Origin of the sequence: Halopseudomonas oceani, assembly GCF_963677335.1 — a bacterium.
GTDB classification, from domain to species: domain Bacteria; phylum Pseudomonadota; class Gammaproteobacteria; order Pseudomonadales; family Pseudomonadaceae; genus Halopseudomonas; species Halopseudomonas oceani.
Map to the genome: position 1 here is coordinate 792,785 of NZ_OY781932.1, position 23,023 is coordinate 815,807.

A 23,023-nucleotide genomic window follows, 5' to 3' on the forward strand; every position below is an offset into this window, starting at 1 on the left:
TGCCGGCGGCGGTGTGCCTGTCGCCATGAAGGAAAGGTAGAGGCAACGCATGGAGTTCGAGAAGCTGTTGCGGTTGATGGTCGAGAAGGGCGCGTCCGACCTTTTTATTACCGCCGGTGTACCGCCGAGCATGAAGGTCAACGGCAAGATTCTGCCGGTTACCAAAACCCCGCTTTCACCGGAACAGACCCGCGAAACCGTGCTGGGCGTGATGACCGAAGCACAGCGCCGCGAGTTTGCCGAGAAGCGTGAGTGCAACTTCGCCATCAGCGCACGTGGTATTGGTCGCTTCCGGGTCAGCTCGTTCTACCAGCGCAATCTGGTGGGTATGGTGCTGCGTCGGATCGAGATCAACATCCCGACCATGGAAGATCTGCGCTTGCCGGAGGTGCTCAAGCAACTGGCCATGACCAAGCGTGGTCTGGTCATCTTCGTTGGTGCCACCGGGACCGGTAAGTCGACCTCGCTGGCGTCGATGATTGGCTATCGCAACAAGAATTCCAGCGGCCATATTATTACCATCGAAGACCCGATCGAATTCATTCATCAGCACCAGAACTGCATCGTGACCCAGCGCGAGGTTGGTATCGATACCGACTCGTTTGAGGTCGCACTGAAGAACACCCTGCGGCAGGCGCCGGACGTGATTCTGATCGGTGAGGTGCGGTCCAAGGAGACCATGGACCACGCGGTTGCCTTCGCTGAAACCGGTCACCTGTGTCTGGCAACCCTGCACGCCAACAATGCCAACCAGGCGCTGGACCGGATCATTCACTTTTTCCCGAATGAGATGCACGATCAGGTCTGGATGGACCTGTCGCTAAACCTCAAGGCCATCGTTGCCCAGCAATTGATCCCGACACCAGACGGCAAGGGGCGTCGCGCGGCAATTGAGGTGATGCTCAATACCCCGCTGGCAGCCGACCTGATCCGCAAGGGCGAGGTGCACGAGCTCAAGCCACTGATGGCGCGCTCGAACGAGCTGGGCATGCAGACCTTCGATCAGGCGTTGTACAAGCTCTACAGCGCAGGGGAGATCACCTATGAAGATGCGCTGCTGCACGCTGACTCGGCGAACGACCTGCGTCTGATGATCAAGCTGGGGTCCGAGACCGACGGCCAGCACCTGATGGAAGATCAGCTCAGTAACGGGCTATCGCTGGAGGAAGAGGAAGAGGTCGCCTCACGCACGCGCCGCTTCTGAGGCATGGCCTGTTACCGCCGTCACTCGCTGACGGCGGGTGCGTTATTGGTTGCTGTGCTCAGACGGTTGCGGCCACCGCGTTTGGCTTCAAGCAGGGCGTGATCGGCCTGGCTAATGGTATCGGAATAGCTGCTGTTCTTACCGTGCTGGGCGATGCCGATACTGACGGTCATGCCGACCAGTTCGTCCTGTACTCGAATGCCCAGACGCTCCACCGCGGTGCGGACCCGCTCCATCACCAGCGTCGCTTCGTCGCTGCCGGTTTCCGGCAGCAGGATCAAAAACTCCTCACCACCCCAGCGGCCGCACAGGTCGCTGTCGCGGATTTCCGCATCCAGAACGCGGGCCAGCTCGACCAGTGCCCCGTCACCGACTTCGTGACCGTAACGGTCATTGATGCTCTTGAAGTGGTCCACATCCAGCATGGCGAGACTGAACGGGCGCTGATAGCGGATATAGCGCTCTGCTTCCTTCTTCAGGCGGTCTACCAGCAGGCGACGGTTACCCAGGCCGGTCAGCGCGTCGTGGGTTGACGCTTCGCGCAGGGCCTCGTTCAGGTCGCGCATCATGTTCTGGTAGCGATCCGAGATGCGGGCGACCTTTTCCAATTGACGCAGTTGCTTGTTGAGGCGCTCGGTCAGTGATTGCTCTCGCTGCCTGGCCATGCTCTGGTAGCCGTCAGAGATGTGGCTGATCCGGTCGATGCGCCGTGCCAGGTCCTGATGGGCTGTCCACAGTTCGCGCAGCGGTGCGTAGAGAGGACTGTCCTGGTAGGCAGTTTGCTCCAGCAACTGGCTGATCTGCGTTTCAAGGTCCCCTTTTGACTCTTTCATGGCGTGCTCAGGAGTGACTGATGATGTTGAAGGTGAACGTACAGTCTTCCTTGAACTCCTCAGCCAGTTCCGCGACGCGTTCATTTTGTGGGTCGTAGTACCAGTTGACCTGAACCGGCTTGCCGTCCTGGTGAGCTGCTTCGAGCAAGTCAAAGACGTCCATCATGGCTTTGACGCTACTGGTATTCAGGTATAGCAGACGCAACTCGAGGCTCAGCTCGGCGTTGGCCTGCTCAAGGTAGGATTCGATCCAGTCGAATACTTGCTGAAACATGTCGAACGAGTTTTCCGGGTAGGAATCGCCGGCCATGTGCAGTTGGCCTGCGGCCCAGTCGCTGCGGACTTCCGGGGTGGATTGCGAGCTTGGGATGCTGAAATCATTCATGGTTACTTGGCTCTTGGTTCGGTCAGATCACGGCGCGCAGGCTGAAGAAGCTGCGGCCGTTGGCGGCGGGCTGCAGGGAAGCCTGCAGCGGGGCGCTGGATTTGCGAGCAATATCGATCAGGCCCAAGCCGGCGCCGGAGGGGCGCTCGCCGTCACGCGGGCGTCGAAGCTGCTCCTTGTAGGCTGCCTTCAGGCCGGCCTTGTCGAGCTTTGCCAGGTCGTCGATGGCTTTGACTAGACTGTCGCCATCCGCGCTTTCGATCAGGTTGCCCGCCGATACCACATAGCGCCCTTCCTGGTTGCGTGAGACGACCACAGTGGCGCCTGCTTCCGGCTCGCTCCAGCCCTTGCCTCGGGTGTAGTGGCTGATGTTCTGGGTCATTTCGATATAGACCGCGAATACGTCCATGGCCGCGGAGGTGGGTGCGCTGTCGGCCGCCAGGTAATTGCGCAACGCATTGCCGATCTCTTCAATCAGGCTGCGCGAAATCGGGCCGTTGAAACACAGCAAGATCTGCTGGCTGTTGAAGCTCTCGCGCATCGAGAATAGGTCGATATTGTCCATTACAACTCCTGTGCGGTCGGGCGGTTGCTCAGTCAAAACGGAAACACAGCATGGTGATGTCGTCGCGCTGCGGGTAATTGCCCTGGTATGCGGCCAGTGTATCGCTGAATGCGGCGCTTTGCTCGCTCAGTGGCAAGCTGGCGTGGCTGCGTAGCATTTCGGCAAAGCGGCTGTTGCCGAAGCCGAAGCCGCGGTCGCCACCGGCCTGATCGAGGAAACCATCGGTACACAGGTAGAAGGTGCGACCGGTCTGTAGCGCGATCTGTGCGTTCTGGTACTCGCCCTGGCGCTTGTCGCCCAGTGCCCGGCGCGCGCCCGGGAGATGCTCCACGACTTCGCCGTCGCTGTGATACAGGGAGATCTTGGCGCCGGCAAAGGTAACCTGCTGGGCCGTGAGGTCGACGTAAGCAAGGCCGACGTCCATGTTGGTCGCCACCGACTTGGTTTCCTCCGAATCACTGAGCATGTGCCGGACGATCTGGTCGGTGCGGCGCAGGACGGCAGCCGGATCGTGCATGCCGCAATCGCTGATGGCCTGGTCCAGCGCGGCGTGGGCCAGCATGGTCATCAGAGCGCCGGGAACGCCGTGGCCGGCGCAGTCGACGACGCCGAACAGGCAGTGGTCCTGTTCGTTGCGGAAAATGTAGAAGTCGCCGCCGACCACGTCGCGCGGGCGCCAGAGCACGGCGTGATGCTCGCCGAGGGCATTAACCAGCTCCCGGTTGGGCAGGATCGAGCGCTGGATCAGACTGGCGTAGTCGATCGAGTCTTCAATCTTCTTGCGCGCTGCGTGCATCTGCTGGTTGACCTGTTCCAGATCCTGAGTGCGTTCCTGAACCCGTTGTTCCAGCTCCTGGGTATGGCTGCGCACTTTCTCGGCCATGATGCCGAAGGCGTCGCTGAGTTCGCCAATCTCATCGTCGCGGGCAGCGGGCATGGTCACGTCATAGTTGCCGGCGGCCATCGCTTGGGCGCCACTTTTGAGCTGGCGCAGCGGGCCAAGCAGCAGGCGCTCGATGGCAACCGCAAAGATCAGCACCATGAGCAGCAGCAGGGCGGCCAGGCCGATCAGCAACGGGGTCAGCCAGGTGCTGTCGATGACCTCGGCGGTGGTCAGGTCGATGGCGTTGACCACATACCAGTTCAGTTCCGGAATAAAGGTCAGGGCCAGTAGCTCGGAGGTGCCTTGCAGCTGCACCGGTAGTGTACGCACAGCGCCCGGTTCGGCGGTGACTGCGGTGATGGCGGCGACTACCGCTGCGCGATCCTTGTCGCTGACCAGGTTGAGCAGGTTGGCGCCGGTGCCCTTGTTGGCGTCGGCACCGGAATTGAGCGCGATCAGGCTGCGGTCGCTGTGCGCCTGGATGGCTCCATCGGCGTCGATGATCATGGGGGTTACACCCGGATCATCGCTGGTGATGAAGTCGCGAATGAAGTCGGACAGATCCAGCCCGGAACCCGCGAGGGCCAGTACGCTGCCGTCGTGATCCTTGACCACCATGTTGAGCCAGACCTTGGTGGTATCCAGCTCGGGGTTGGTGTCGACGTTGATGTTGTAGTTCTTGGTATTGCGCAGGGAGCTGAAGAACCAACTGTCGGCGTCGGAGTCGGGATTGAGAATATAGCGCGGCTCGGTACTGGGGGGCTGGTCGCCGCCGTTAAAGTAGTAGCTGAGGTTGTCCAGGCGGCCGATGAAGTAGGCATGATCACGGAAGTCGGCCCGGTACAGCTCTGCCTCCCGGAAGAACAGATCGGCCTTGGCCGGATCGTTCGGGTCAAGCAGCCACTGGCGGGTTACTTCGGAATTGGCAAAGCGCAAGGACAGCGCCAGCTCGCGGCTGATTGGCGCGCTAATTTTCTCGCGGCTAAGCAGCGTTGCGTTGCGGGCGTAGGCCTCGCCAAAGTGCTCGTGAATGCCGCTTAGCACCGACCAGCCGATCAGGCCGGCGGGTACCAGTGCCAACAGACAGGCCAGCACCAGGGCCAGCAGTGATTTGCCACGCAAGCCGAATGCGGCCATGCCCGGACTCCTTCCAATCGGTCAGTGTGTGCCTCGCCGGGCGGTCCTCCGCTCCGGCGTCAGGGTGTCTGGTATACCAGCTTTCCGCCGTACAGTGTGTGGGTGACCGCCACTGGCGCGCCTTTGCCGATGAACGGGCAGTTCGCTCCCCTGGACAGCCAGTTGCGGCCGATTTCGCAGGCCTGGGCCGGGTCGAACAGGGTGATGTCGGCGACGCCGCCTTGGTTCAACTGCCCGGCTGACAGCCCTAGAGCCGCCGCCGGCCCGGTGGTGACCCGCGACAGCGCCGCAGGCATTTCCAGCAGGCCATCGGCGACCAGTGTCATGGTCAGCGGCAGCAGAATTTCGACGCTGCTGATGCCCGGTGCCGAGGCGGCGAAGGGCACTCGCTTGGCTTCGGCTTCGTGCGGCTGATGATGCGAGGCGATAGCCTGCACCACGCCGCCCTGCACGGCCTGGCGCAGGGCACGCCGGTCGTCGGCGGAGCGCAGCGGGGGCATGACGTGCAGCTGGCTGGAGAAACCGGTCAGGTCCTCGTCGCACAGCAGCAGTTGGTAGGCGGCAACGTCGGCGGTTACCGGCAGGCCGCGGGCCTGAGCATCGGCCAGCATGTCCATCGCGCGGGCGCTGGTCAGGCCGCTGAAGTGGGCGCGCACGCCGGTCTGCTCGATCAGCAGCAGGTCACGGGCCAAAGCGACGGTTTCGGCGCTTTCCGGGATGCCGACAAGGCCCAGGCGGGAGGCGGTTGGCCCTTCATGGGCCATGCCGCCTTCGGCCAGGTCAGCATCCTGCGGAGTGAAAATGATGGTCAGGCCGAAGGTCGCTGCGTATTCCAGCGAGCGACGCAGGATGCGATTGCTGCCCATCGGCGCCAGCCCTTGGGTAAAGGCAACACAGCCTGCATCGCGCAGGGCGACCAGTTCGCTCAGTTGCTCGCCTTCCAGCCCTTTGGTCAGGGCACCGATGGGCAGCACGCGGGCGTTGCCGGCAGCCTGGCTGCGATCCAGGATCAGCTCGGCCACCGCCGGGGTGTCCAGTACCGGGCGGCTGTCCGGCGGGCAGCACAGGGTGGTCACGCCGCCGGCGGCCGCGGCCCGGGTTTCGCTGGCGATGCTGCCCTTGCGGCTGTAGCCGGGCTCGCGCAGGGAAACGTTGAGGTCCACCAGGCCGGGGCAAGCAATCAGGCCGCGGGCGTCGATGCGCTGGTTGGGGCTGAAGCCCTCGGGTGCGGCACCGATGGCCAGAATGTGGCCAGCGGCGATATGCAGATCGGTAATTTCATCAAACTGGCTGGCGGGGTCGATGACCCGGGCGCCTTCAATCGTCAGTCGCATGGTTCAGTTCGCTTCCTGGTTGAGCTGGCGCTGGGTGGTCTGTCCGGTCATGGCCATCGACATGACGGCCATGCGCACGGCGATGCCGTAGGTCACCTGCTTGAGGATCACCGATTGCGGACCGTCGGCGACTTCCGATTCGATTTCGACGCCGCGGTTGATCGGGCCGGGGTGCATGACCAGTGCATCTGGCTTGGCCAGTGCGAGGGTTTCGCGGGTCAGGCCGTAGAGCTTGTAGAACTCGCTCTCGCTCGGCAGCAGGCCGCTCTGCATGCGCTCTTTCTGCAGGCGCAGCATGATGACCACGTCGACGTCACGCAGGCCCACGCGCAGGTCGTTGAAGACCCGTACGCCATACTGGTCGATGCCCTCGGGCAGCAGGGTGCGTGGGGCGATCACGCGGATATCCGGGCAGCCGAGGGTTTTCAGGGCGAGCATATTGGAGCGTGCAACCCGTGAATGCAGGATGTCGCCGACGATGGCGACCGAAAGGTTCTCGAAGTCGCCGCGGTGCCGACGGATGGTCAGCATGTCGAGCATGGCCTGGGTCGGGTGCGCGTGGTTGCCGTCGCCGGCGTTGATCACGGCTACGTCCGGGCAGACCCGCTCGGCGATAAAGTGCGCGGCGCCGGAATCGCCGTGGCGCACGACGAACATGTCGGCGGCCATCGCCTCGAGATTCTGCAGGGTGTCGTACAGGGTTTCGCCCTTGCTGGTCGACGAGGTCGAGATGTTCAGGTTGAGCACGTCGGCCGACAGCCGCTTGGCCGCCAGTTCGAAGGTGGTGCGGGTCCGGGTCGAGTTCTCGAAGAACACGTTGCAGACCGTCTTGCCGCGCAGCAGCGGTACTTTCTTGACCGCGCGCTCACCGACTTCGAGGAAGGAGTCGGCGGTATCGAGCAGTTCGGTCAGCAGGTCGCGTGACAGCCCTTCGATGGTCAGGAAGTGGCGCAGCTGGCCCTGTTGGTTGAGTTGCAGGTGATGCGGCGTCAGGCTCATGGCGATCTCAGTTGGTAGCTGCGTCAGTCAGGGTCAGTTGCAGCGGGGCGGGTCCGGTCAATTTTACCCGTTGGCCTTCCTCCAGGGCCAGACTGGCGCCAAGAATGTCAGCGCGAATCGGCAACTGGCGGGCGTCGACGTCAATCAGGGTAACCAGGGTGACGGAGGCCGGGCGGCCGTAATCGAACAGCTCGTTCAGCGCGGCGCGGATGGTACGGCCGGTCATCAACACGTCGTCGACCAGAATGATGTGACGATCGTCGACGCTGAACGGCAGTTCCGACGGGCGAACCCGTTGCGGCAGGCCGTGCTGCTCGAAGTCATCACGGTAGAAGGCGATGTCCAGCGTGCCCATCGGCGCCTCAGGGGCGACGGCAGCGTGCAGAGCGTCGGCAACCCAGACACCACCGGTATGAATGCCGACAAAGGCCGGGTCGCTGATCTGTCGCGCGCTGAGGTGGGCGCGCAACTGGTCGGCCATGCTGTTTAGCAGGCTGTCGACCGCGGGAAGTGTGCTCATGGTGTCTCCTTGCTCTGGCTGCTCAGCCAGGTCTGCAGCAGCAGGGCCGCGGCGAGGCTGTCGACCGGGTCGTCCCGGTAGCTGCTCGGTGTGCGTCCCTGCGACTTGAGGTGTTGTTTGGCTTCAAAGGTACTCAGGCGCTCGTCGACCGTCTCGACCGGCAGCTGAAAGCGGCCGTTCAGGCGGCGGGCAAAGCGGGCGGCGCGTTCGCTCATGTCACTGGCGCTGCCGTCCATGTTCAACGGCAGGCCAACCACCAACACGTTCGGCTCCCATTCGCGGATCAGTTTGCCGATTTGATCCCAGTCCGGTACGCCGTCACGGGCCCGCAGGTTAGTCAGCGGCTCGGCGCTACCGGTCAGGGTCTGGCCAACGGCGACGCCGATCTGCCGGGTGCCGTAGTCGAACGCCATGGCGCGGCGGTGGGTGGTTGGCATCAGGCGTGGCCTGCCTGGCTGGTCAGCAGACTCCAGTCCACGCCAAGTGAGCGCGCCGCGGCGGCCAGTCGTTCGTCACAGGGCAGCGCGAACAGAATGCCGTGATCGGCCGGGCAGCTCAGCCAAACATTGTCGGCCAGCTCCTGTTCCAGTTGGCCAGCACCCCAGCCGGCATAGCCGAGGGTGATCAGGACGTTGTCCGGCCCTGCACCCTGGGCCATGTCGCAGAGGATGTCACGCGAGGTGGTCAGCGTCAGTGGGCCGAGATCGACGCTGGACTCCCATTTGCGCTCGCCGCCATGCAGCACGAAGCCGCGCTCTGGCTCGACCGGGCCACCGTTGAGTACGGCGACGTCGATGCCGGTAGTGATGTCGGGGGCCAGTTGATCGAGCAGATCGCTCAGGTTGAGATCGCTGGGCTGGTTGATAATCAAGCCCATCGCACCTTCAGTGCTGTGTTCACAGAGGTAGATCAGGCTGTGATCAAAATGCGGATCAGCCATGTGCGGCATGGCGATCAGGAAGTGATGGGTGAGGTTGCTGGGGGTTGTTTGCATCATGGCCATAGTATTGAGCCGAAGGCCGGGCAGGGCAAGGCCCGAATTGCCGCGCAGGCCGCTCGCTTGTGGGTCAGAAGCTGGATACCCGGTCGCCCGGTTCGAAGCGCCAGGTGCGGATGATCTCCAGTACGTCGATGTCCATCAGGTCGCCGGTGAAAGGCATGAAAGGCGCAGCCAGGCGGACGATGCGCATGGCGGCCTGATCCAGCACCCGCTCGCCTGAGGACTCAAGGATCTGCACATCGCGCAGGGTGCCGTCGCGGTTGATCTGAACCAGCAGGCGCAGACTGCCGTAAATGCGGTTGGCGCGGGCTTCGGCTGGGTAGTTGAGGTTGCCGACCTGCTCGACCTTGCGGCGCCAGGCATCTTTGTAGAAGGCGCCTTTGTCCTGCATGGTCGAGGCGGCGTTCAGGCGCAGGATGCGCGGGCGGCGGGCATAGGCCTGGCGGTCTTCGGCCAGTTGGGCTTCCAGGCTGGCGATCTCGCGCGACAGGTCATTCATGTCGAAACGCAACTGGGCTGCAGGCGCGGGTACCGGTTTGGGCGTCGGCGGTGCGGTATCAACGCGTTGCGGGCTGGGTGCGGTGGTGGTTACGGTTTTCTGCTGCACGGGCTCGGGCGGCGGCGCGCTGACCTGGGGTGGCGGACTGATCTGGTTGATCTCGCTGTCCTGGAAAGGCGCTTCTTCCGTGGTGCTGGGCGCAGCCTTTTCATCCAGTGTCCCGCTGCCCTGCTGATTCATCTGGGCAAGATAGTCGGCGTCTTCCGGTGGTGCTTCGCTGTGCTGGGTGGCGAGGGTGATTTCTAGGCTCTTCGACAGCTCGTTCGGGGTCGGTATGTCGAAAGTGATGCCAAGAATGACCAGGGCATGCAGCACCGCGGCCAGAAACAGGGCAAAGCCGAGGCGATCACGTGGGGTGACGGTCGGTGGTGTGCTGGCGGCAATGGGGGGTGCTGCGTTGTTCATGCGATCCGTGTGCTGGGTGCTGTCACTATCTGCAGCAGTCTGCCCGCGGCGACTGGAAAAGTCCATGTGCTGCGTCACGCCGCCGAACATCTGCGCCCGGCGGCGTGCTGCCAACTCAGCGAGCCTGCAGCAGCTCCTCGATGGCGTCCATCAGGCGACCGCCGATGCCGGTGTCGTAGGCTGCGTCGATTTCGCGGATGCAGGTCGGGCTGGTGACGTTGATTTCGGTGAGATAGTCGCCGATCACATCCAGGCCGACGAACAGCAGGCCACGCTCACGCAGCGCCGGGCCAACCTGCGCTGCGATCCAGCGGTCGCGCTCGGTCAGCGGTCGCGCTTCGCCGCGGCCGCCGGCGGCCAGATTGCCGCGGGTTTCGCCCTGCTGCGGGATGCGGGCGAGGCAGTAGGGCACCGGTTCACCCTTGATCATCAGGATCCGCTTGTCGCCATCCTTGATCTCCGGCAGGTAGCGCTGGGCCATGATCTGCTGCGTACCGTGCTGGGTCAGTGTCTCGATGATCACGCTGAGATTGGGATCGCCTTCTCTTATGCGAAAAATCATTGAACCGCCCATTCCGTCGAGCGGTTTGAGAATAACGTCACGGTGCCGGGTGGCGAATTCGCGGAGAATGTCCGCGCGGCGAGTTACTACGTGATCCGGTGCACATTGCGGGAATTGGGTGGCGAACAGCTTTTCATTGCAGTCGCGCAGGCTGGCGGGGCGGTTGACGATCAGTACACCGTCACGCTCTGCCGCTTCCAGAATGTGGGTGGCATAGAGAAACTCGTTATCGAACGGCGGGTCCTTGCGCATCAGGATCACGTCCAGCGAATCGAGCGGCGCCTGCTGTTGTGCACCCAGGTCATACCAGTGATCCGGGTTAGCGTGAACCTGCAGCGGACGCAGGCAGCCCATGGCTTTGCCATTGGCCAGATAGAGGTCCTGGGGCTCCAGATAGAAGAGTTCCCAGTCGCGGGTGCTGGCGGCCAGCAGCATGGCCAGAGAACTGTCCTTCTTGTAGTGGATCGCGTTGATTGGATCCATGACTATACCGAGGCGGATTCGCATAGGATGTGTGCTTTCCTGGCTGTTTCGGAAGGGGAATCGAGTGTAGCGCCAGAGTGTCTGCACAGCCAGTGCGGACAGGTAGGCAGTGTTGCCTCGGAGCCGCTCCGGCTTTATAGATTGACTGCGGAATCTATGCTAAAAGTACGCGGAAAGGGATTTGGCTGGTCGAGGGGTGCCACACAGCAGCCTTCTGAAACGACCCTCCATCAATAACAAAGGCTGGTCTTATGGAAGAAAATTTCGAGAGCCTCAAGGTCATGGTGATTGATGACAGCAAGACGATCCGACGCACGGCTGAGACCCTGCTGAAGAAAGTTGGCTGTAACGTGATCACGGCGGTTGACGGCTTTGACGCACTGGCCAAGATTGCCGACAACCACCCGGATATCATCTTTGTCGACATCATGATGCCGCGCCTGGACGGCTATCAGACCTGTGCCCTGATCAAGAACAACAGCGCCTTTCGGGCTACCCCGGTCATCATGCTGTCGAGCAAGGACGGCCTGTTTGACAAGGCCAAGGGTCGGATCGTCGGGTCTGACCAATATCTGACCAAACCGTTCAGCAAGGAAGAACTGCTGGGCGCCATTCGTGCCCATGTTCCGCAGAGCGGTAGCGTCGCGGGCGCCGCTGGTGCCTGAGCACTAACTCATTCGAAGAACAACCCGGGGGAGTCTGATGGCTCGCATTTTGGTAGTAGATGATTCGCCGACCGAGCTGTACAAGCTGACCGGCATGCTGGAAAAACACGGTTACGAAGTCCTCAAGGCCGAAAATGGCGCTGACGGTGTGGCGCTGGCCCGGCAGGAGAAACCGGATGCGGTGCTGATGGATATCGTTATGCCTGGCCTGAACGGCTTTCAGGCAACACGTCAGCTGACCAAGGACCCGGAAACCAATCATATCCCGGTCATCATCGTGACCACCAAGGATCAGGAAACCGACAAGGTGTGGGGTACCCGTCAGGGCGCCAAGGACTATCTGACCAAACCCGTCGATGAGTCCATCCTGATCAAGACGCTGAAAACCGTGCTCGGTAGCTAGGTGCCGGCACCTTCGATGCCGGATAAGAAAGAGAACAGGGACGGCATGTCAGACACTCAACATCCCTTTGAACTGCTGCAGCAACTCGCTGGCCAATGTCGCCAACAGGCGGCGGGTCTTCCGTCGCAGGACGAAGTCAGCGAAACCTGGAGCGGTGTCGGTTTTCGCCTTGCGGGCCATGTCATGCTGGCCGCCATGGGTGAAATCACGGAAATTCTCCACGAACCTCGCTACACCGCACTTCCTCGGGTCAAGGCCTGGGTGCGTGGTGTGGCGAACGTGCGCGGGCGTCTGCTGCCGATTGTTGATATGAGTCGCTTTTTCGGTGTGGCCACCAGTGGCGGGCGTAAGCAGCGTCGGGTGCTGGTGCTGGATCGTGACGACCTGTTTGTCGGCCTGTTGGTCGATGAAGTACTGGGGATGCAGCATTTGCCGGTCAGTACCTTCAGTACCGAATTGCCAGAGCTGGAGCCGCGGGTGCGGCCGTATGTGATCGGTGGATACCAGGGGGAGCGTGAGGCGCTGGTGTTCAATTTTCGCGCCCTGGCACGTGATCAGGACTTTCTTGACGTAGCTATCTGATCAGAATTGGTGTGACGTGCGGTTAGCGCCGCACTTGCGCCGGAGCATGTTAGCCAGAAAAAACAGCCGTAGGCCAGGTAGGGGCCAGTAATATGAAGATACTTGATACACAGACGCTGTCTTCCTTGCGAAGCAACCGTACGGTACTTGGCCTAGGCGCCATTCTGTTGCTGTCGCTGGTGTTGCTGATCGCCAACTTCCTGTATCTGAACACGCAGAGCTCGCGTGATACCGAGTACATCGGTCACGCCGGTGAGCTGCGGGTTCTGTCCCAGCAGATCTCCAAGTCGGCAACCGAAGCGGCCACCGGTACGCCGGAGGCCTTTGGTCTGCTGTTGAGCGCACGTAATGACTTCCAGCAACGCTGGGACTTCCTGGTCCAGGGCGACGCCGCTTCCGGTCTGCCGCCGATGCCGGCGAGCATGGCTGACCAGCAGGCACAGCTGCAGAGTGACTGGGACAAGGTACGTCGCAACGCTGATGCGATCCTGGCCAGCCAGACCACAGTACTTTCGCTGCATGAGGTTGCCGCTACCTTGTCTGACACGGTGCCGCAGTTGCAGGTCGAGTATGAAGACGTGGTAGACGTGCTGATCGCGAGCAATGCGCCAGCCGATCAAGTCGCTATCGCCCAGCGCCAGTCTCTGCTGGCTGAACGTATCCTTGGTTCGGTAAACCGGGTACTGGAAGGTGACGAAGACGCGGTTATGGCGGCCGACAGCTTCGGCCGTGATGCCAGCCTGTTCGGGCGGGTACTGCAGGGCATGATCGAAGGTAACGCCAGTATCGGCATTACCAAGGTAGCTGACGCAGAGGCAGCCAGCCGACTGCAGGAAATTCAGTCGCTGTTCCGTTATGTATCCGACTCGGTTGACCAGATTCTGCTGACCTCCCCGGAGCTGTATCAGGTACGGACTGCTGCCAACGACATCTTCACCGACTCGCAGTCGCTGCTGGAGAACGCATCCCGCCTGGCAAAAGCATTTGAAGACAACGCCGATGCCCGTGTTGCCAACACCATTTTGGGCTACGTGCTGGCGGCCATCGCGCTGACCTGTCTGCTGTTGATTGGTATCCAGTTGACCCGTGATACCCGTCTGCGTCTGGACGAGACGCTGGAAAAAACCCAGCGTGACCAGGCGGCAATTCTGCGGCTGCTCGACGAAATCGGCGATCTGGCCGACGGTGACCTGACAGCCCAGGCAACGGTAACCGAGGACTTCACCGGCGCGATCGCCGACTCCATCAACGAGTCCATCGACCAACTGCGTGCGCTGGTAGGTACCATTAACGACACCGCTCAGGAAGTGGAGCGCGCAGCCCAGGAAACACAGGGCACCGCGATGCATCTGGCCGAAGCCTCCGAGCACCAGGCGCAGGAGATTGCCGGCGCCTCGGCGGCGGTAAACGAGATGGCGGTTTCCATTGACCAGGTATCTGCCAACGCCTCCGAATCGGCGGCGGTAGCGGAGCGCTCGGTAGCCATCGCCAACAAGGGTAACGAGGTGGTACAGAACACCATCGTTGGCATGGACACCATTCGTGAGCAGATCCAGGACACCTCCAAGCGGATCAAGCGTCTGGGTGAGTCGTCCCAGGAGATCGGTGACATCGTAAGCCTGATTAACGACATTGCCGACCAGACCAACATTCTGGCTCTTAACGCGGCGATCCAGGCCTCCATGGCTGGCGACGCAGGTCGAGGCTTCGCGGTGGTTGCGGACGAGGTACAGCGCCTCGCAGAACGCTCCTCCGGTGCAACCAAGCAGATCGAGGCCCTGGTTAAAACCATTCAGACCGATACCAACGAAGCGGTAATCTCGATGGAACAGACCACTTCCGAGGTGGTACGGGGTGCTCGCCTGGCGCAGGACGCCGGTGTCGCTCTGGAAGAGATTGAAAAAGTATCGACTAGCCTGGCAGCGTTGATTCAGAACATCTCCAACGCAGCACGCCAACAGGCCTCTTCGGCCGGCCACATCTCCAACACCATGAACGTCATTCAGGAAATTACCTCGCAGACCTCTGCAGGTACTACCACGACGGCGCGCAGCATTGGTGAACTGGCGAAACTGGCCGAGGCGATGCGTCAGTCGGTTGATGGTTTCACACTGCCGCAGGGCGACTAAGCTGAAACGGGCGGCGTCAGACGTCGCCCGAAGACGCTGAGTGCGAGGGTCATACGTGCAGACAACGCAAAACTGGTCGTTGCAACAGCTGCCGGAAATGGACGTGCAGCAGTTTCGTCAGTGGCAAACGCTGCTGGAGGCGCGCACGGGCGTGTGCGTCAGCGATCAACGCAAGACCTTTCTGCAGACCAGCCTGAGCGCGCGCATGCGCGAACTCGATATGGCTGATTATCAGGCGTATTTCGAGCACGTGACCAACGGTGCGGCCGGCGCGGTCGAATGGTCTGCACTGATTGAGCGTCTGACGGTGCGCGAAACCAGCTTCATGCGCCATCGCCCTTCCTTTGATGTGGTTGGTCGTCACCTCGATCAACTGCTGCAGGCGCAGGCCAAGGAGCGTCCGCTGCAGCTGTGGAGCGTCGGCTGCGCCAGTGGCGAGGAAGCCTACTCCATGGCGATCATGGTCGAGCAGAGCATTCGACGGGCTGGTGGTCATCCTCCGGGCTACGGCATCTGGGCGACTGACATCAGCCACAAGGCGCTGGAGCAGGGTCGTACCGCGATCTATCCGGGCGGCCGACTCGGCGGGCTGAACGAACGGGAGCGCCGCGAATGGCTGCAGCCGTTGCCCAATGATCGCCACGAAGTGGCGTATGCCCTGCGTGACCGGGTCTGTTTTGCCCGCTTGAACATTCTTGAACTGGCCCAGGCTCCGATTCAGGACCTGGACATCATCTTCTGCCAGAACCTGCTCATCTATTTCCGCCGCTGGCGTCGTCGCGACCTGTTGAACCTGCTTGCCAGACGGCTGGCTCCAGGTGGCCTGCTGGTGATCGGACTGGGTGAAATCGTGGACTGGAACAACCCGTTGCTCGAACGCCTGCCTGATGATCAGGTGCAGGCATACGTGCGCCGGGACAGCAATGGACGTCTGGAGTGAATATGGGTGATCGGCATGATTATGTCGCGCTTGACTGGGTCAAGGGCGAGATATCCGAAACGCTGAATCAAGCGCGACAAGCTTTGGAAGCCTTTGTCGAAAACCCCGAGGACTCGACCCGACTGCGTTTTTGCCTGACCTATATCCATCAGGTTCACGGCACGCTGCAGATGGTCGAGTTCTACGGTGCGGCCTTGCTTGCCGAGGAAATGGAGCAATTGGCCCAGGCGTTGATGAACGGCTCGGCCAGTCGCGAAGGGGAAGCGCTGGAAGTCCTGATGCAGGCGATCCTGCAGATGCCAGCCTACCTTGATCGGGTGCAGACCGGTCGCCGAGACCTGCCTATGGTGTTGCTGCCGCTGCTCAACGACATGCGCACTGCTCGTGGTGACAAGCTACTGTCCGAGAACGCGGTGTTCAGCCCGGCGCTGGATGGTGGCGAGGCCCAGCCGCGGAGTGACGCCGTCGCCGACCTCAGCGACGAGGCCAGCGTACGGCAGCTGCGCAAGCTGCGTCAGGCGCTGCAGATGGCCCAGGCCAGTGTAATCCGTGGTCAGGAGTTGGCCCAGAACAGCCGTCATCTGCGCAATGTGTTTGCTCGCTTGGAGTCGTTGTGTGCCGGGGCACCCTATGCCCAGCTCTGGTCGATTTTTGCCGGCGTGGCCGAAGGGCTCGAGATCGGCAGCATTGAAAACAGCGCCGCTGTACGTCAGCTGCTGCGTCAGGCCGATCAGGAATTGCGTCAGTTGATGGCGCGTGGCGCAACCGCTTTGGAGAGCGCGCCGCCGCGTGAGCTGCTACGAAACCTGCTGTTTTATGTTGCCAAGAGTGCCGATGGCAGTCCCCGCCTGGATGCCCTGAAAGAGCGTTACCAGCTCAAGGGCACCTGGAGCGAGGAGCAGCGCGCAGTGGGCGACCGCTTGGTTGGCCCGGATCGCGAAGCCATGCACTCGGTCGCATTGGCACTTGGCGAAGAGCTGATGCAGGTGAAGGATCAGTTCGATCTGTTCGTACGCAGCGACCGCCGCCAGCTTGACGGGCTGGAGAACATCCTGCCGGTGATGAAACGCATTGCCGATACGTTGGCGATGCTGGGCCTTGGTCAGCCACGCCGGGTATTGACTGAACAGATCGAGCAGGTCGCCCGACTGGCGTCTGGCGAGTCAGCCATCACCGATGCGGCGTTGATGGATGTGGCTGGCGGCATGCTCTACGTCGAGGCCAGTCTGCAGGGCATTCTGGGCGTCGAGCGTAGCGAGCAGGACGGTGGCGGCGACAGCGAAATGCAGGGCCTGGCCGCGGCACAGGACATTGCTCTGGTGCACCAGTTAGTGGTGCAGGAAGCGCGTAACGCGCTCGAGGCAACCCGTGAAGCGATCAACGCCTTCATCGCCAATCAGTGGGATCACGCCCAACTGGCGCCCATCGACGCCCTGTTGACCAGTGTGCGCGGTGGCCTTGCCATGGTACCGCTGGAGCGTGCGGCAGCAGCGGTTTCGGCTTGCCGGCGTTATATCAACGAGCAACTGGTAGGTCGGGAGCTGGTACCGGACTGGACCGCTCTGGACGCGCTGGCTGACGTTATCACCAGTATCGATTACTACCTGGAGCGCCTGGCTGAAGACGACAGCGGCCGTGGCGACAGCATTCTTGATGTGGCGGAAGAGCGTCTCGGACTGCTTGGCTACCATCCGCAGACATTGCCAGAAGACGAGCCTGCCGATGAGTCAGCGACCCTGTCGCCGGTTCAGGACTCGGTTGCGCCGGAGTTGCCGGTGGAGCCTGAGCCGCTTGCCGACGCCGCCGGCGCACCGCAGGCTGTAGAGCCAGAGCCAGAGCCAGAGCCAGAGCCAGAGCCAGAGCCAGCGGCCGACGAGCCGGAAGATGACGAGCTTGATGACGAACTGATAGAGATTTTTGTCGAAGAGGCCGGGGAAGTGCTGGAAACCCTGGCCGAGTTTACTCCGCAATGGCAGGCCGACCTTGCAGACAACAAGGCGCTCGCTGAGGTTCGGCGCGGGTTCCATACGCTCAAGGGTAGCGGTCGGATGGTGCGCGCCGGGGTGCTGGCCGAGTTGGCCTGGGCCGTCGAGAACATGCTGAATCGGGTTCTGGATCGCAGCATCGAAGCGGATACACCGCTGTTCCAGGTGGTCAACGCCGTACGCGGGTTGATGCCTCGGCTGGTTGAAGATTTTGCTGCAGGCCAGCAGCAGCCGCTGCCAGAGGTTGCCCAGTTGACTGCGCAAGCGGAAGCACTGGCCCGCGGAGAAGCGTTGCCGGAGGCCGGCGAGTCTGCTGCCGAGGTCAGCGCTACAGGCGCGGATACGCCGGAAACGCTGGATCTGGAGCCAGAAGCAGACACACTGAATACCGAAGCCGAAGCCGAAGCCGAAGCCGAAGCCGAAGCCGAAGCCGAAGCCGAAGCCGAAGCCGAAGCCGAAGCCGAAGCCGAAGCCGAAGCCGAAGCCGAAGCCGAAGCCATCGAGCTGGTCGATCTGAGCGAGTTTGAACTGCCGGAGCTCGACGAAGTGGCCGCGGCGGATGACGAAACCTTGCCGTTGGCAACGCTCGACGATGACCTGAGCCTTGATGCGGGGGTTGATTCCCCGGCGGTTGACGAGGCTCAGTCGGGCTCTTCCGGGTTGGATGAGCAAGGCGCGCCCGCAGACGAGGTGCCGCCGTTTGAAGATATGCCGGTATTGCCGGACGAGGCTGGTGACGAGATGTCGGCCTCGACGGAGGATGCTCTGCCCGTTGAGTTTGACTCCGCGCCTGCCGACGATGCTGAGGGCGCCGCCGAGCCGGAGTCCGAACTGGATACGGCCGCTGGAATGGACCCGGTGTTGCTGGAGATTTTCCGCAACGAAACCCGTAACCATATCGACCAGATCAACGCCTATCTGCGCGACTGCCGTGACTACGGTACGCCGCGTGCCCTGAGCGATTCGCTGCAGCGCGCCCTGCACACCCTCAAGGGCAGTGCTCATATGGCCGGTATTCAGCCGATTGCTCTGTTGGCCACGCCGTTGGAAAAACTCACCAAGGATTTCAAGGCTAATCTCATCCCGGCCGATCAGGCGTTGGTTGAGCTGCTGGGTGATGCGGTCGGCCTGTTCGAGTCCGGCCTGGAGCAACTGGTCGCTTCGCCGCAGGCGCCGCTCGCCGGATCGGACGAATTTCTGCAGCGTATCGAACAGCTGCGTGATTTGGGACTGAGTGCTCGGGAAAGTGGTCGGGCTGACCTGGAAGGGGCCGCTGGCGCCGACCTGATGTCGATTTTCCTGACTGAGGGCATTGATCAACTGCTGGACGTCAGTGACGAGCTGAACATGCGCACCCCGGGCGTTACGCCCGAGTTCGACAGTCACGAGCTGGCGGCGAGTTTGCGCGCTCTGGCCGAGGTCGCGGCAGAAGTTGAATTGGCGCCGCTGGAGCGACTGGCCGATACCCTTGAGCAGGTGCACGAGCGCCTGCAGGCCGGCCTGCTGAGCCCGGATGACACGGTCGTCGATGCGCTGGCGGCTGGCCATGAGCGCTTGATCAGCATGATGGATCAGGTTGCGGCCCACCAACACCTGCTGCCCGCCGATGCGGAATTGCAGGCGTTGCAAGCGCTGATCCCCGGTAGCCTGGCTATCGAGCCGGCACCGACAGCGGCCGCCCCGGTTGCGCCGACAGGCGGCAGCTGGAGCCTGAGCGAGGCGGGTACCGATGCCGAACTGGTCGATATCTTCCTGGAAGAAGCGCAGGAAATCATAGATAGCGCCGCAGGCAGCCTGCAGCAATGGATCGCTGACACTGGTAACACGCTGGCGGTAGAAGCATTGCAGCGTGACCTGCACACCCTCAAGGGGGGCGCACGGATGGCCGAGATTCGCCCGATTGGCGATCTTGCCCACGAGATGGAGTTCGTCTACGAAGGCTTGTGTGATCAGCGGTATGAGCCCAGTGAAGGGCTGATTGCACTGCTGCATGCCTGCCACGATGCGCTGGCAGAGATGGTCGAAGGGGTTGTCGCCTCTAGACCCATCAGTGATGGTGCTGCGCTGATCGCCGCTATCAATGGCTTCCGCAAGAACCCCGGGGATGTCCCGGCATTGCCCGGCAGTGAGGCGAGTGTCAGCCCGCAGCAGGAGCACAGGCCGGCCGAGCCGGTCCTTGCGCCGCCGATGCAGGGCATGCTGGCGATGTTCGTCGAAGAAGCCCAGGAGCTGCTGGGGCCCTGCGAGTGGTTGTTCGCAGCCAAGGATAATGATGCCGCCGCTGCGGCAGACCTGCTGCACAGGGTACAGACGCTCAAGGGAAGTGCCCGTCTAGCTGGTCAACACGGTCTGGCCGAGCAAGCCAAGCAGCTCGAAGGGGCCCTTGTTGCCGGTACTGCGCAGGAGTCCGAGCTCACCGCGTTGCAGGATGCGGTTGCGCAGCTCGCCGCTGGTAGCGAAGCTCTCGGGCCGGAGCCGGCAACACCGGTCTCGATACCGCCCGCTGCGGTTGCTGTCGCCGATGAGCCGCCGGTCGCCGACGGCATGTCGCTGGCCGACGTCAACGCCGTACTGAAGCAGGCGATGGAGGCTGATGCGCCGGCTGCCGGTGAGGGCAATAAGCGGGCGGCTGCACAGGAAAGCGTTAAGGTCTCCGCCGCGTTGCTGGAAGAGCTGGTCAACCTGGCGGGTGAAACGTCCATTTTCCGTGGTCGCATTGAGCAGCAGGTCACCGACGTTGCGCAGATTCTGGAAGACGTGGAAAGCACCATCGACCGGGTTCGTGATCAGTTGCGTCGTCTCGATATGGAAACCCAGGCGCAGATTCTGTCGCGCCACCAGGACCAGATGGGGCCGGGATACGAAGACTTCGATCCGCTGGAAATGGACCAGTACTCACAATTGCAACAGCTGTCGCGCTCGCTGTTCGAGTCGGCGTCTGACTTGCTCGACCTGAAGGAAACCTTGGCTACCCGCAGCCGTGACGCTGAAACCCTGTTGTTGCAACAGGCACGGGTCAACACCGAGCTGCAGGAAGGCTTGATGCGCACCCGCATGGTGCCGTTCGAGCGTCTGGTGCCGCGCTTGCGCCGGGTGGTTCGCCAGGTCGCCAGCGAGCTTGGCAAGCAGGTCGATATCGCCATCGGCAACGCTGAAGGGGAAATGGACCGTAGCGTGCTGGAGCGCATGATCGGGCCGCTGGAGCACATGTTGCGCAACGCGGTGGATCACGGTATCGAATTGCCCGAACAGCGTGCCGCTAGTGGCAAGCCGCGTGAAGGACGAATCAGTCTGGATCTGCAGCGTGAGGGTGGTGAAATCGTGCTGACCCTGCAGGATGACGGCGCCGGCATCAACCTTGAGGCGGTGCGGCGCAAGGCGGTCGAACGCGGCCTGATGGACGCCGATACTGATCTCACCGACCAGGAAGTACTGCAGTACATTCTCGAAGCGGGTTTCTCTACCGCCGAGAAGGTGACCCAGATTTCTGGCCGCGGGGTCGGCATGGATGTGGTAAACGCCGAGGTCAAGCAGCTCGGTGGCAGCATGACGCTGACGACCGAGCCCGGCAACGGCTCGACGTTCATCATCCGCCTGCCGTTTACCGTGTCGGTAAACCGCGCGCTAATGGTGTATTCGGGCGAGGACCTTTACGCCATCCCGCTAAACACCATCGAGGGTATCGTACGGGTTTCCGGTTACGAGCTGGAAGCCTATTACGCGCCGGATGCGCCGCCATTCGAGTACGCTGGCAAGACCTATGATCTGCGCTATCTCGGCGATTTGCTGGTAACCGGTCAGCAGCCCAAGCTGTCTGGCCACAGCTTGCCGTTGCCGGTGATTCTGGTGCGGGGCGCCGAACACAGCGTCGCCGTTCAGGTCGATGCACTGGCGGGTTCGCGCGAGATCGTGGTGAAGAGCCTCGGCAAGCAGTTTGCGGTGGTGCCGGGGATTTCCGGTGCGACCATCCTGGGTGACGGTCGGGTGGTGGTGATTCTCGATCTGCTTGCGGTCATCCGCGCCCAGCAGGCACAGCAGGCTCTGCAGCAGCTGGCCGCCGAGCGTGCAGCGCTGGTTGGTGAATACGAAGAGGAGCGACCGACACTGGTGATGGTGGTCGACGACTCAATCACCGTGCGCAAGGTTACCAGCCGCCTGCTTGAGCGTAACGGCATGGAAGTGGTCACCGCCAAGGACGGGGTCGAGGCTATCGCCAAGCTGCAGGACATCACGCCGGATATCATGTTGCTGGACATCGAGATGCCGCGCATGGACGGCTTCGAGGTCGCCACGCTGGTTCGTCACGATCCGCGGCTGGAGAAGCTGCCAATCGTGATGATTACCTCGCGTACTGGCGAAAAGCACCGGGAGCGCGCGCTTGGTATTGGCGTCAACGTCTATCTGGGTAAGCCCTATCAGGAAGCCCAGCTGCTGGAGGTGATTGATCAACTGGTAGAGAGTGGTGGCTGAGCCGGCACCCGGTATTGCATTGCTGGCCTGCCACGCGGGCCAGCGTCAACAGCTGGCGCAGGTGTTGAGCACCTTCGGCTACCGTGTCGTATCCGCCGAAGACCCGTTGTCGTTGCAGCCGGCGCAATTGGCGCTCGTTCAGGCCGATGCCTGGTTGCTGGAGCTGGCAGAGGAATCACCTCTGACCGAGTGGCTGCTTGAGCACAGCGAGGTCCCGGTGTTATTGGGGGCGGGGGAAATTCCTGCCATCGACAGCGAAGATTATCCGCGTTGGCAGTGCCGGCTGTATGCCAAGCTGCAGCCGATGCTGGGCACCCCGGTGCAGGGCCAGGCTCCGAGTCTGGCTGCAACACCGCTGCCCAATCCGGCTGAGCGTGCTCCCTGTATCTGGGTGTTGGGTGCGTCCCTCGGCGGGCCTGCCGCGGTCAAACGCTTTCTCGATACGCTGCCGCCGAACCTGCCGGTTGCCTTTGTTTATGCCCAGCATATCGATCCCGGGTTTGAACAGCAGTTGCCCCAGATCATTGGCCGGCAGAACGACTGGCAGATACTCAACTGCCGCCCCGGCAGCCGCCTGCAGGCGGGTGAGGTGTTGGTGGTGCCGATTGCCCAGCGCCTGGGCTTCAGTCGCGACGGCGTGCTGAGTCTCAGTGATGAACCCTGGCCCGGCCCTTATCAGCCGTCAATTGAGACGGTGCTGGACATGGTCTGTCAGCAGTTTGGCCCGGCCTGCGGTGCAATTATCTTCAGTGGCATGGGCGAAGACGGCGTTGCCGCCTGCGGGCGTATGCGTCAGCAGGGTATTGAAGTCTGGACCCAGGACACGCAGAGTGCGGCCTGTGCGACCATGCCCGATGCGGTACGCGATGCCGGCTTCAGCCACCGGCAGGGTTCACCCGAGGAGCTGGCAGCCGCGCTGCAACGCTGGCTGGCGCAGGAATGGTCTGCGGCCAGTTGAGCAACAACATTGATCATCATGA

19 protein-coding genes are annotated in these 23,023 nt (G+C 62.1%); 8 read left to right on the top strand and 11 right to left on the bottom strand.

Translation table 11 applies throughout. The features are described 5' to 3' along the window. Window positions 1-49: 49 nt before the first annotated feature. Complete coding sequence (locus ACKPCU_RS03635; RefSeq protein WP_321349984.1) at window positions 50-1,204, top strand: PilT/PilU family type 4a pilus ATPase; 1,155 nt, start codon at window positions 50-52, stop codon at window positions 1,202-1,204. A gap of 20 nt (window positions 1,205-1,224) precedes the next feature. Here ACKPCU_RS03635 and siaD read toward each other — a convergent pair whose 3' ends face one another. The 11 genes from siaD to gshB form a co-directional block, all read right to left on the bottom strand. Further along, a complete protein-coding gene (gene siaD / locus ACKPCU_RS03640) occupies window positions 1,225-2,037 on the bottom strand; it encodes a biofilm regulation diguanylate cyclase SiaD (protein WP_104736522.1) in 813 nt (270 codons plus the stop codon). 7 nt (window positions 2,038-2,044) lie between these two features. Continuing rightward, window positions 2,045-2,422 carry a biofilm regulation phosphoprotein SiaC gene (siaC, locus tag ACKPCU_RS03645; protein ID WP_104736521.1) on the bottom strand — a complete coding sequence of 126 codons (378 nt, stop codon included), beginning with the start codon at window positions 2,420-2,422 and terminating at the stop codon, window positions 2,045-2,047. Between the two features lie 22 nt (window positions 2,423-2,444). Beyond that, window positions 2,445-2,987, bottom strand: a complete 543-nt coding sequence (gene siaB / locus ACKPCU_RS03650) for a biofilm regulation protein kinase SiaB (RefSeq protein WP_104736520.1) — start codon at window positions 2,985-2,987, stop codon at window positions 2,445-2,447. 28 nt (window positions 2,988-3,015) lie between these two features. Next, the gene (gene siaA / locus ACKPCU_RS03655) at window positions 3,016-5,007 is read right to left on the bottom strand and encodes a biofilm regulation protein phosphatase SiaA (protein WP_321349988.1); all 1,992 of its coding nucleotides are present in this window, start codon (window positions 5,005-5,007) and stop codon (window positions 3,016-3,018) included. Between the two features lie 59 nt (window positions 5,008-5,066). Further along, window positions 5,067-6,341 carry a dihydroorotase gene (locus ACKPCU_RS03660; RefSeq protein ID WP_321349990.1) on the bottom strand — a complete coding sequence of 425 codons (1,275 nt, stop codon included), beginning with the start codon at window positions 6,339-6,341 and terminating at the stop codon, window positions 5,067-5,069. 3 nt (window positions 6,342-6,344) lie between these two features. Then, a complete protein-coding gene (locus tag ACKPCU_RS03665) occupies window positions 6,345-7,340 on the bottom strand; it encodes an aspartate carbamoyltransferase catalytic subunit (protein ID WP_104736517.1) in 996 nt (331 codons plus the stop codon). A 7-nt stretch (window positions 7,341-7,347) separates the two neighbouring features. Continuing rightward, on the bottom strand, window positions 7,348-7,860 hold the full coding sequence (gene pyrR, locus ACKPCU_RS03670; protein ID WP_321349993.1) for a bifunctional pyr operon transcriptional regulator/uracil phosphoribosyltransferase PyrR: 513 nt from the start codon (window positions 7,858-7,860) through the stop codon (window positions 7,348-7,350). Continuing rightward, window positions 7,857-8,297 carry a Holliday junction resolvase RuvX gene (gene ruvX, locus ACKPCU_RS03675; protein ID WP_321349996.1) on the bottom strand — a complete coding sequence of 147 codons (441 nt, stop codon included), beginning with the start codon at window positions 8,295-8,297 and terminating at the stop codon, window positions 7,857-7,859. Before ruvX ends, pyrR begins: the two co-directional genes overlap by 4 nt. After that, a complete protein-coding gene (locus ACKPCU_RS03680; protein WP_321349998.1) occupies window positions 8,297-8,857 on the bottom strand; it encodes a YqgE/AlgH family protein in 561 nt (186 codons plus the stop codon). The genes ruvX and ACKPCU_RS03680 overlap by 1 nt, the downstream gene beginning before the upstream one ends. A gap of 70 nt (window positions 8,858-8,927) precedes the next feature. After that, a complete protein-coding gene (locus ACKPCU_RS03685; protein ID WP_321351731.1) occupies window positions 8,928-9,824 on the bottom strand; it encodes an energy transducer TonB in 897 nt (298 codons plus the stop codon). A 115-nt stretch (window positions 9,825-9,939) separates the two neighbouring features. Then, window positions 9,940-10,893: a glutathione synthase gene (gshB, locus tag ACKPCU_RS03690; protein ID WP_321350000.1), complete on the bottom strand. Its 954-nt coding sequence runs from the start codon at window positions 10,891-10,893 to the stop codon at window positions 9,940-9,942. A gap of 227 nt (window positions 10,894-11,120) precedes the next feature. On the opposite strand from gshB, the gene ACKPCU_RS03695 reads away from it, so the two are divergent. The 7 genes from ACKPCU_RS03695 (at window position 11,121) to ACKPCU_RS03725 (ending at window position 23,001) form a co-directional block, all read left to right on the top strand. Beyond that, window positions 11,121-11,534, top strand: coding sequence for a response regulator (locus ACKPCU_RS03695; protein WP_104736514.1), 414 nt, complete (start codon window positions 11,121-11,123; stop codon window positions 11,532-11,534). Window positions 11,535-11,571: 37 nt separating this feature from the next. Continuing rightward, window positions 11,572-11,937, top strand: coding sequence for a twitching motility response regulator PilH (pilH, locus tag ACKPCU_RS03700; RefSeq protein WP_104736513.1), 366 nt, complete (start codon window positions 11,572-11,574; stop codon window positions 11,935-11,937). Window positions 11,938-11,982: 45 nt separating this feature from the next. Continuing rightward, complete coding sequence (locus ACKPCU_RS03705) at window positions 11,983-12,519, top strand: chemotaxis protein CheW (protein ID WP_321350003.1); 537 nt, start codon at window positions 11,983-11,985, stop codon at window positions 12,517-12,519. A 92-nt stretch (window positions 12,520-12,611) separates the two neighbouring features. Continuing rightward, window positions 12,612-14,648 carry a methyl-accepting chemotaxis protein gene (locus tag ACKPCU_RS03710; RefSeq protein ID WP_321350004.1) on the top strand — a complete coding sequence of 679 codons (2,037 nt, stop codon included), beginning with the start codon at window positions 12,612-12,614 and terminating at the stop codon, window positions 14,646-14,648. Window positions 14,649-14,703: 55 nt separating this feature from the next. Next, window positions 14,704-15,588 (top strand): CheR family methyltransferase, encoded by an 885-nt coding sequence (locus ACKPCU_RS03715; RefSeq protein WP_104736510.1) that lies wholly within the window; start codon window positions 14,704-14,706, stop codon window positions 15,586-15,588. Window positions 15,589-15,590: 2 nt separating this feature from the next. Further along, complete coding sequence (locus ACKPCU_RS03720) at window positions 15,591-22,043, top strand: hybrid sensor histidine kinase/response regulator (RefSeq protein ID WP_321350006.1); 6,453 nt, start codon at window positions 15,591-15,593, stop codon at window positions 22,041-22,043. Continuing rightward, complete coding sequence (locus ACKPCU_RS03725) at window positions 22,036-23,001, top strand: chemotaxis protein CheB (protein WP_321350011.1); 966 nt, start codon at window positions 22,036-22,038, stop codon at window positions 22,999-23,001. Before ACKPCU_RS03720 ends, ACKPCU_RS03725 begins: the two co-directional genes overlap by 8 nt. The last annotated feature ends 22 nt before the right edge of the window (window positions 23,002-23,023 follow it).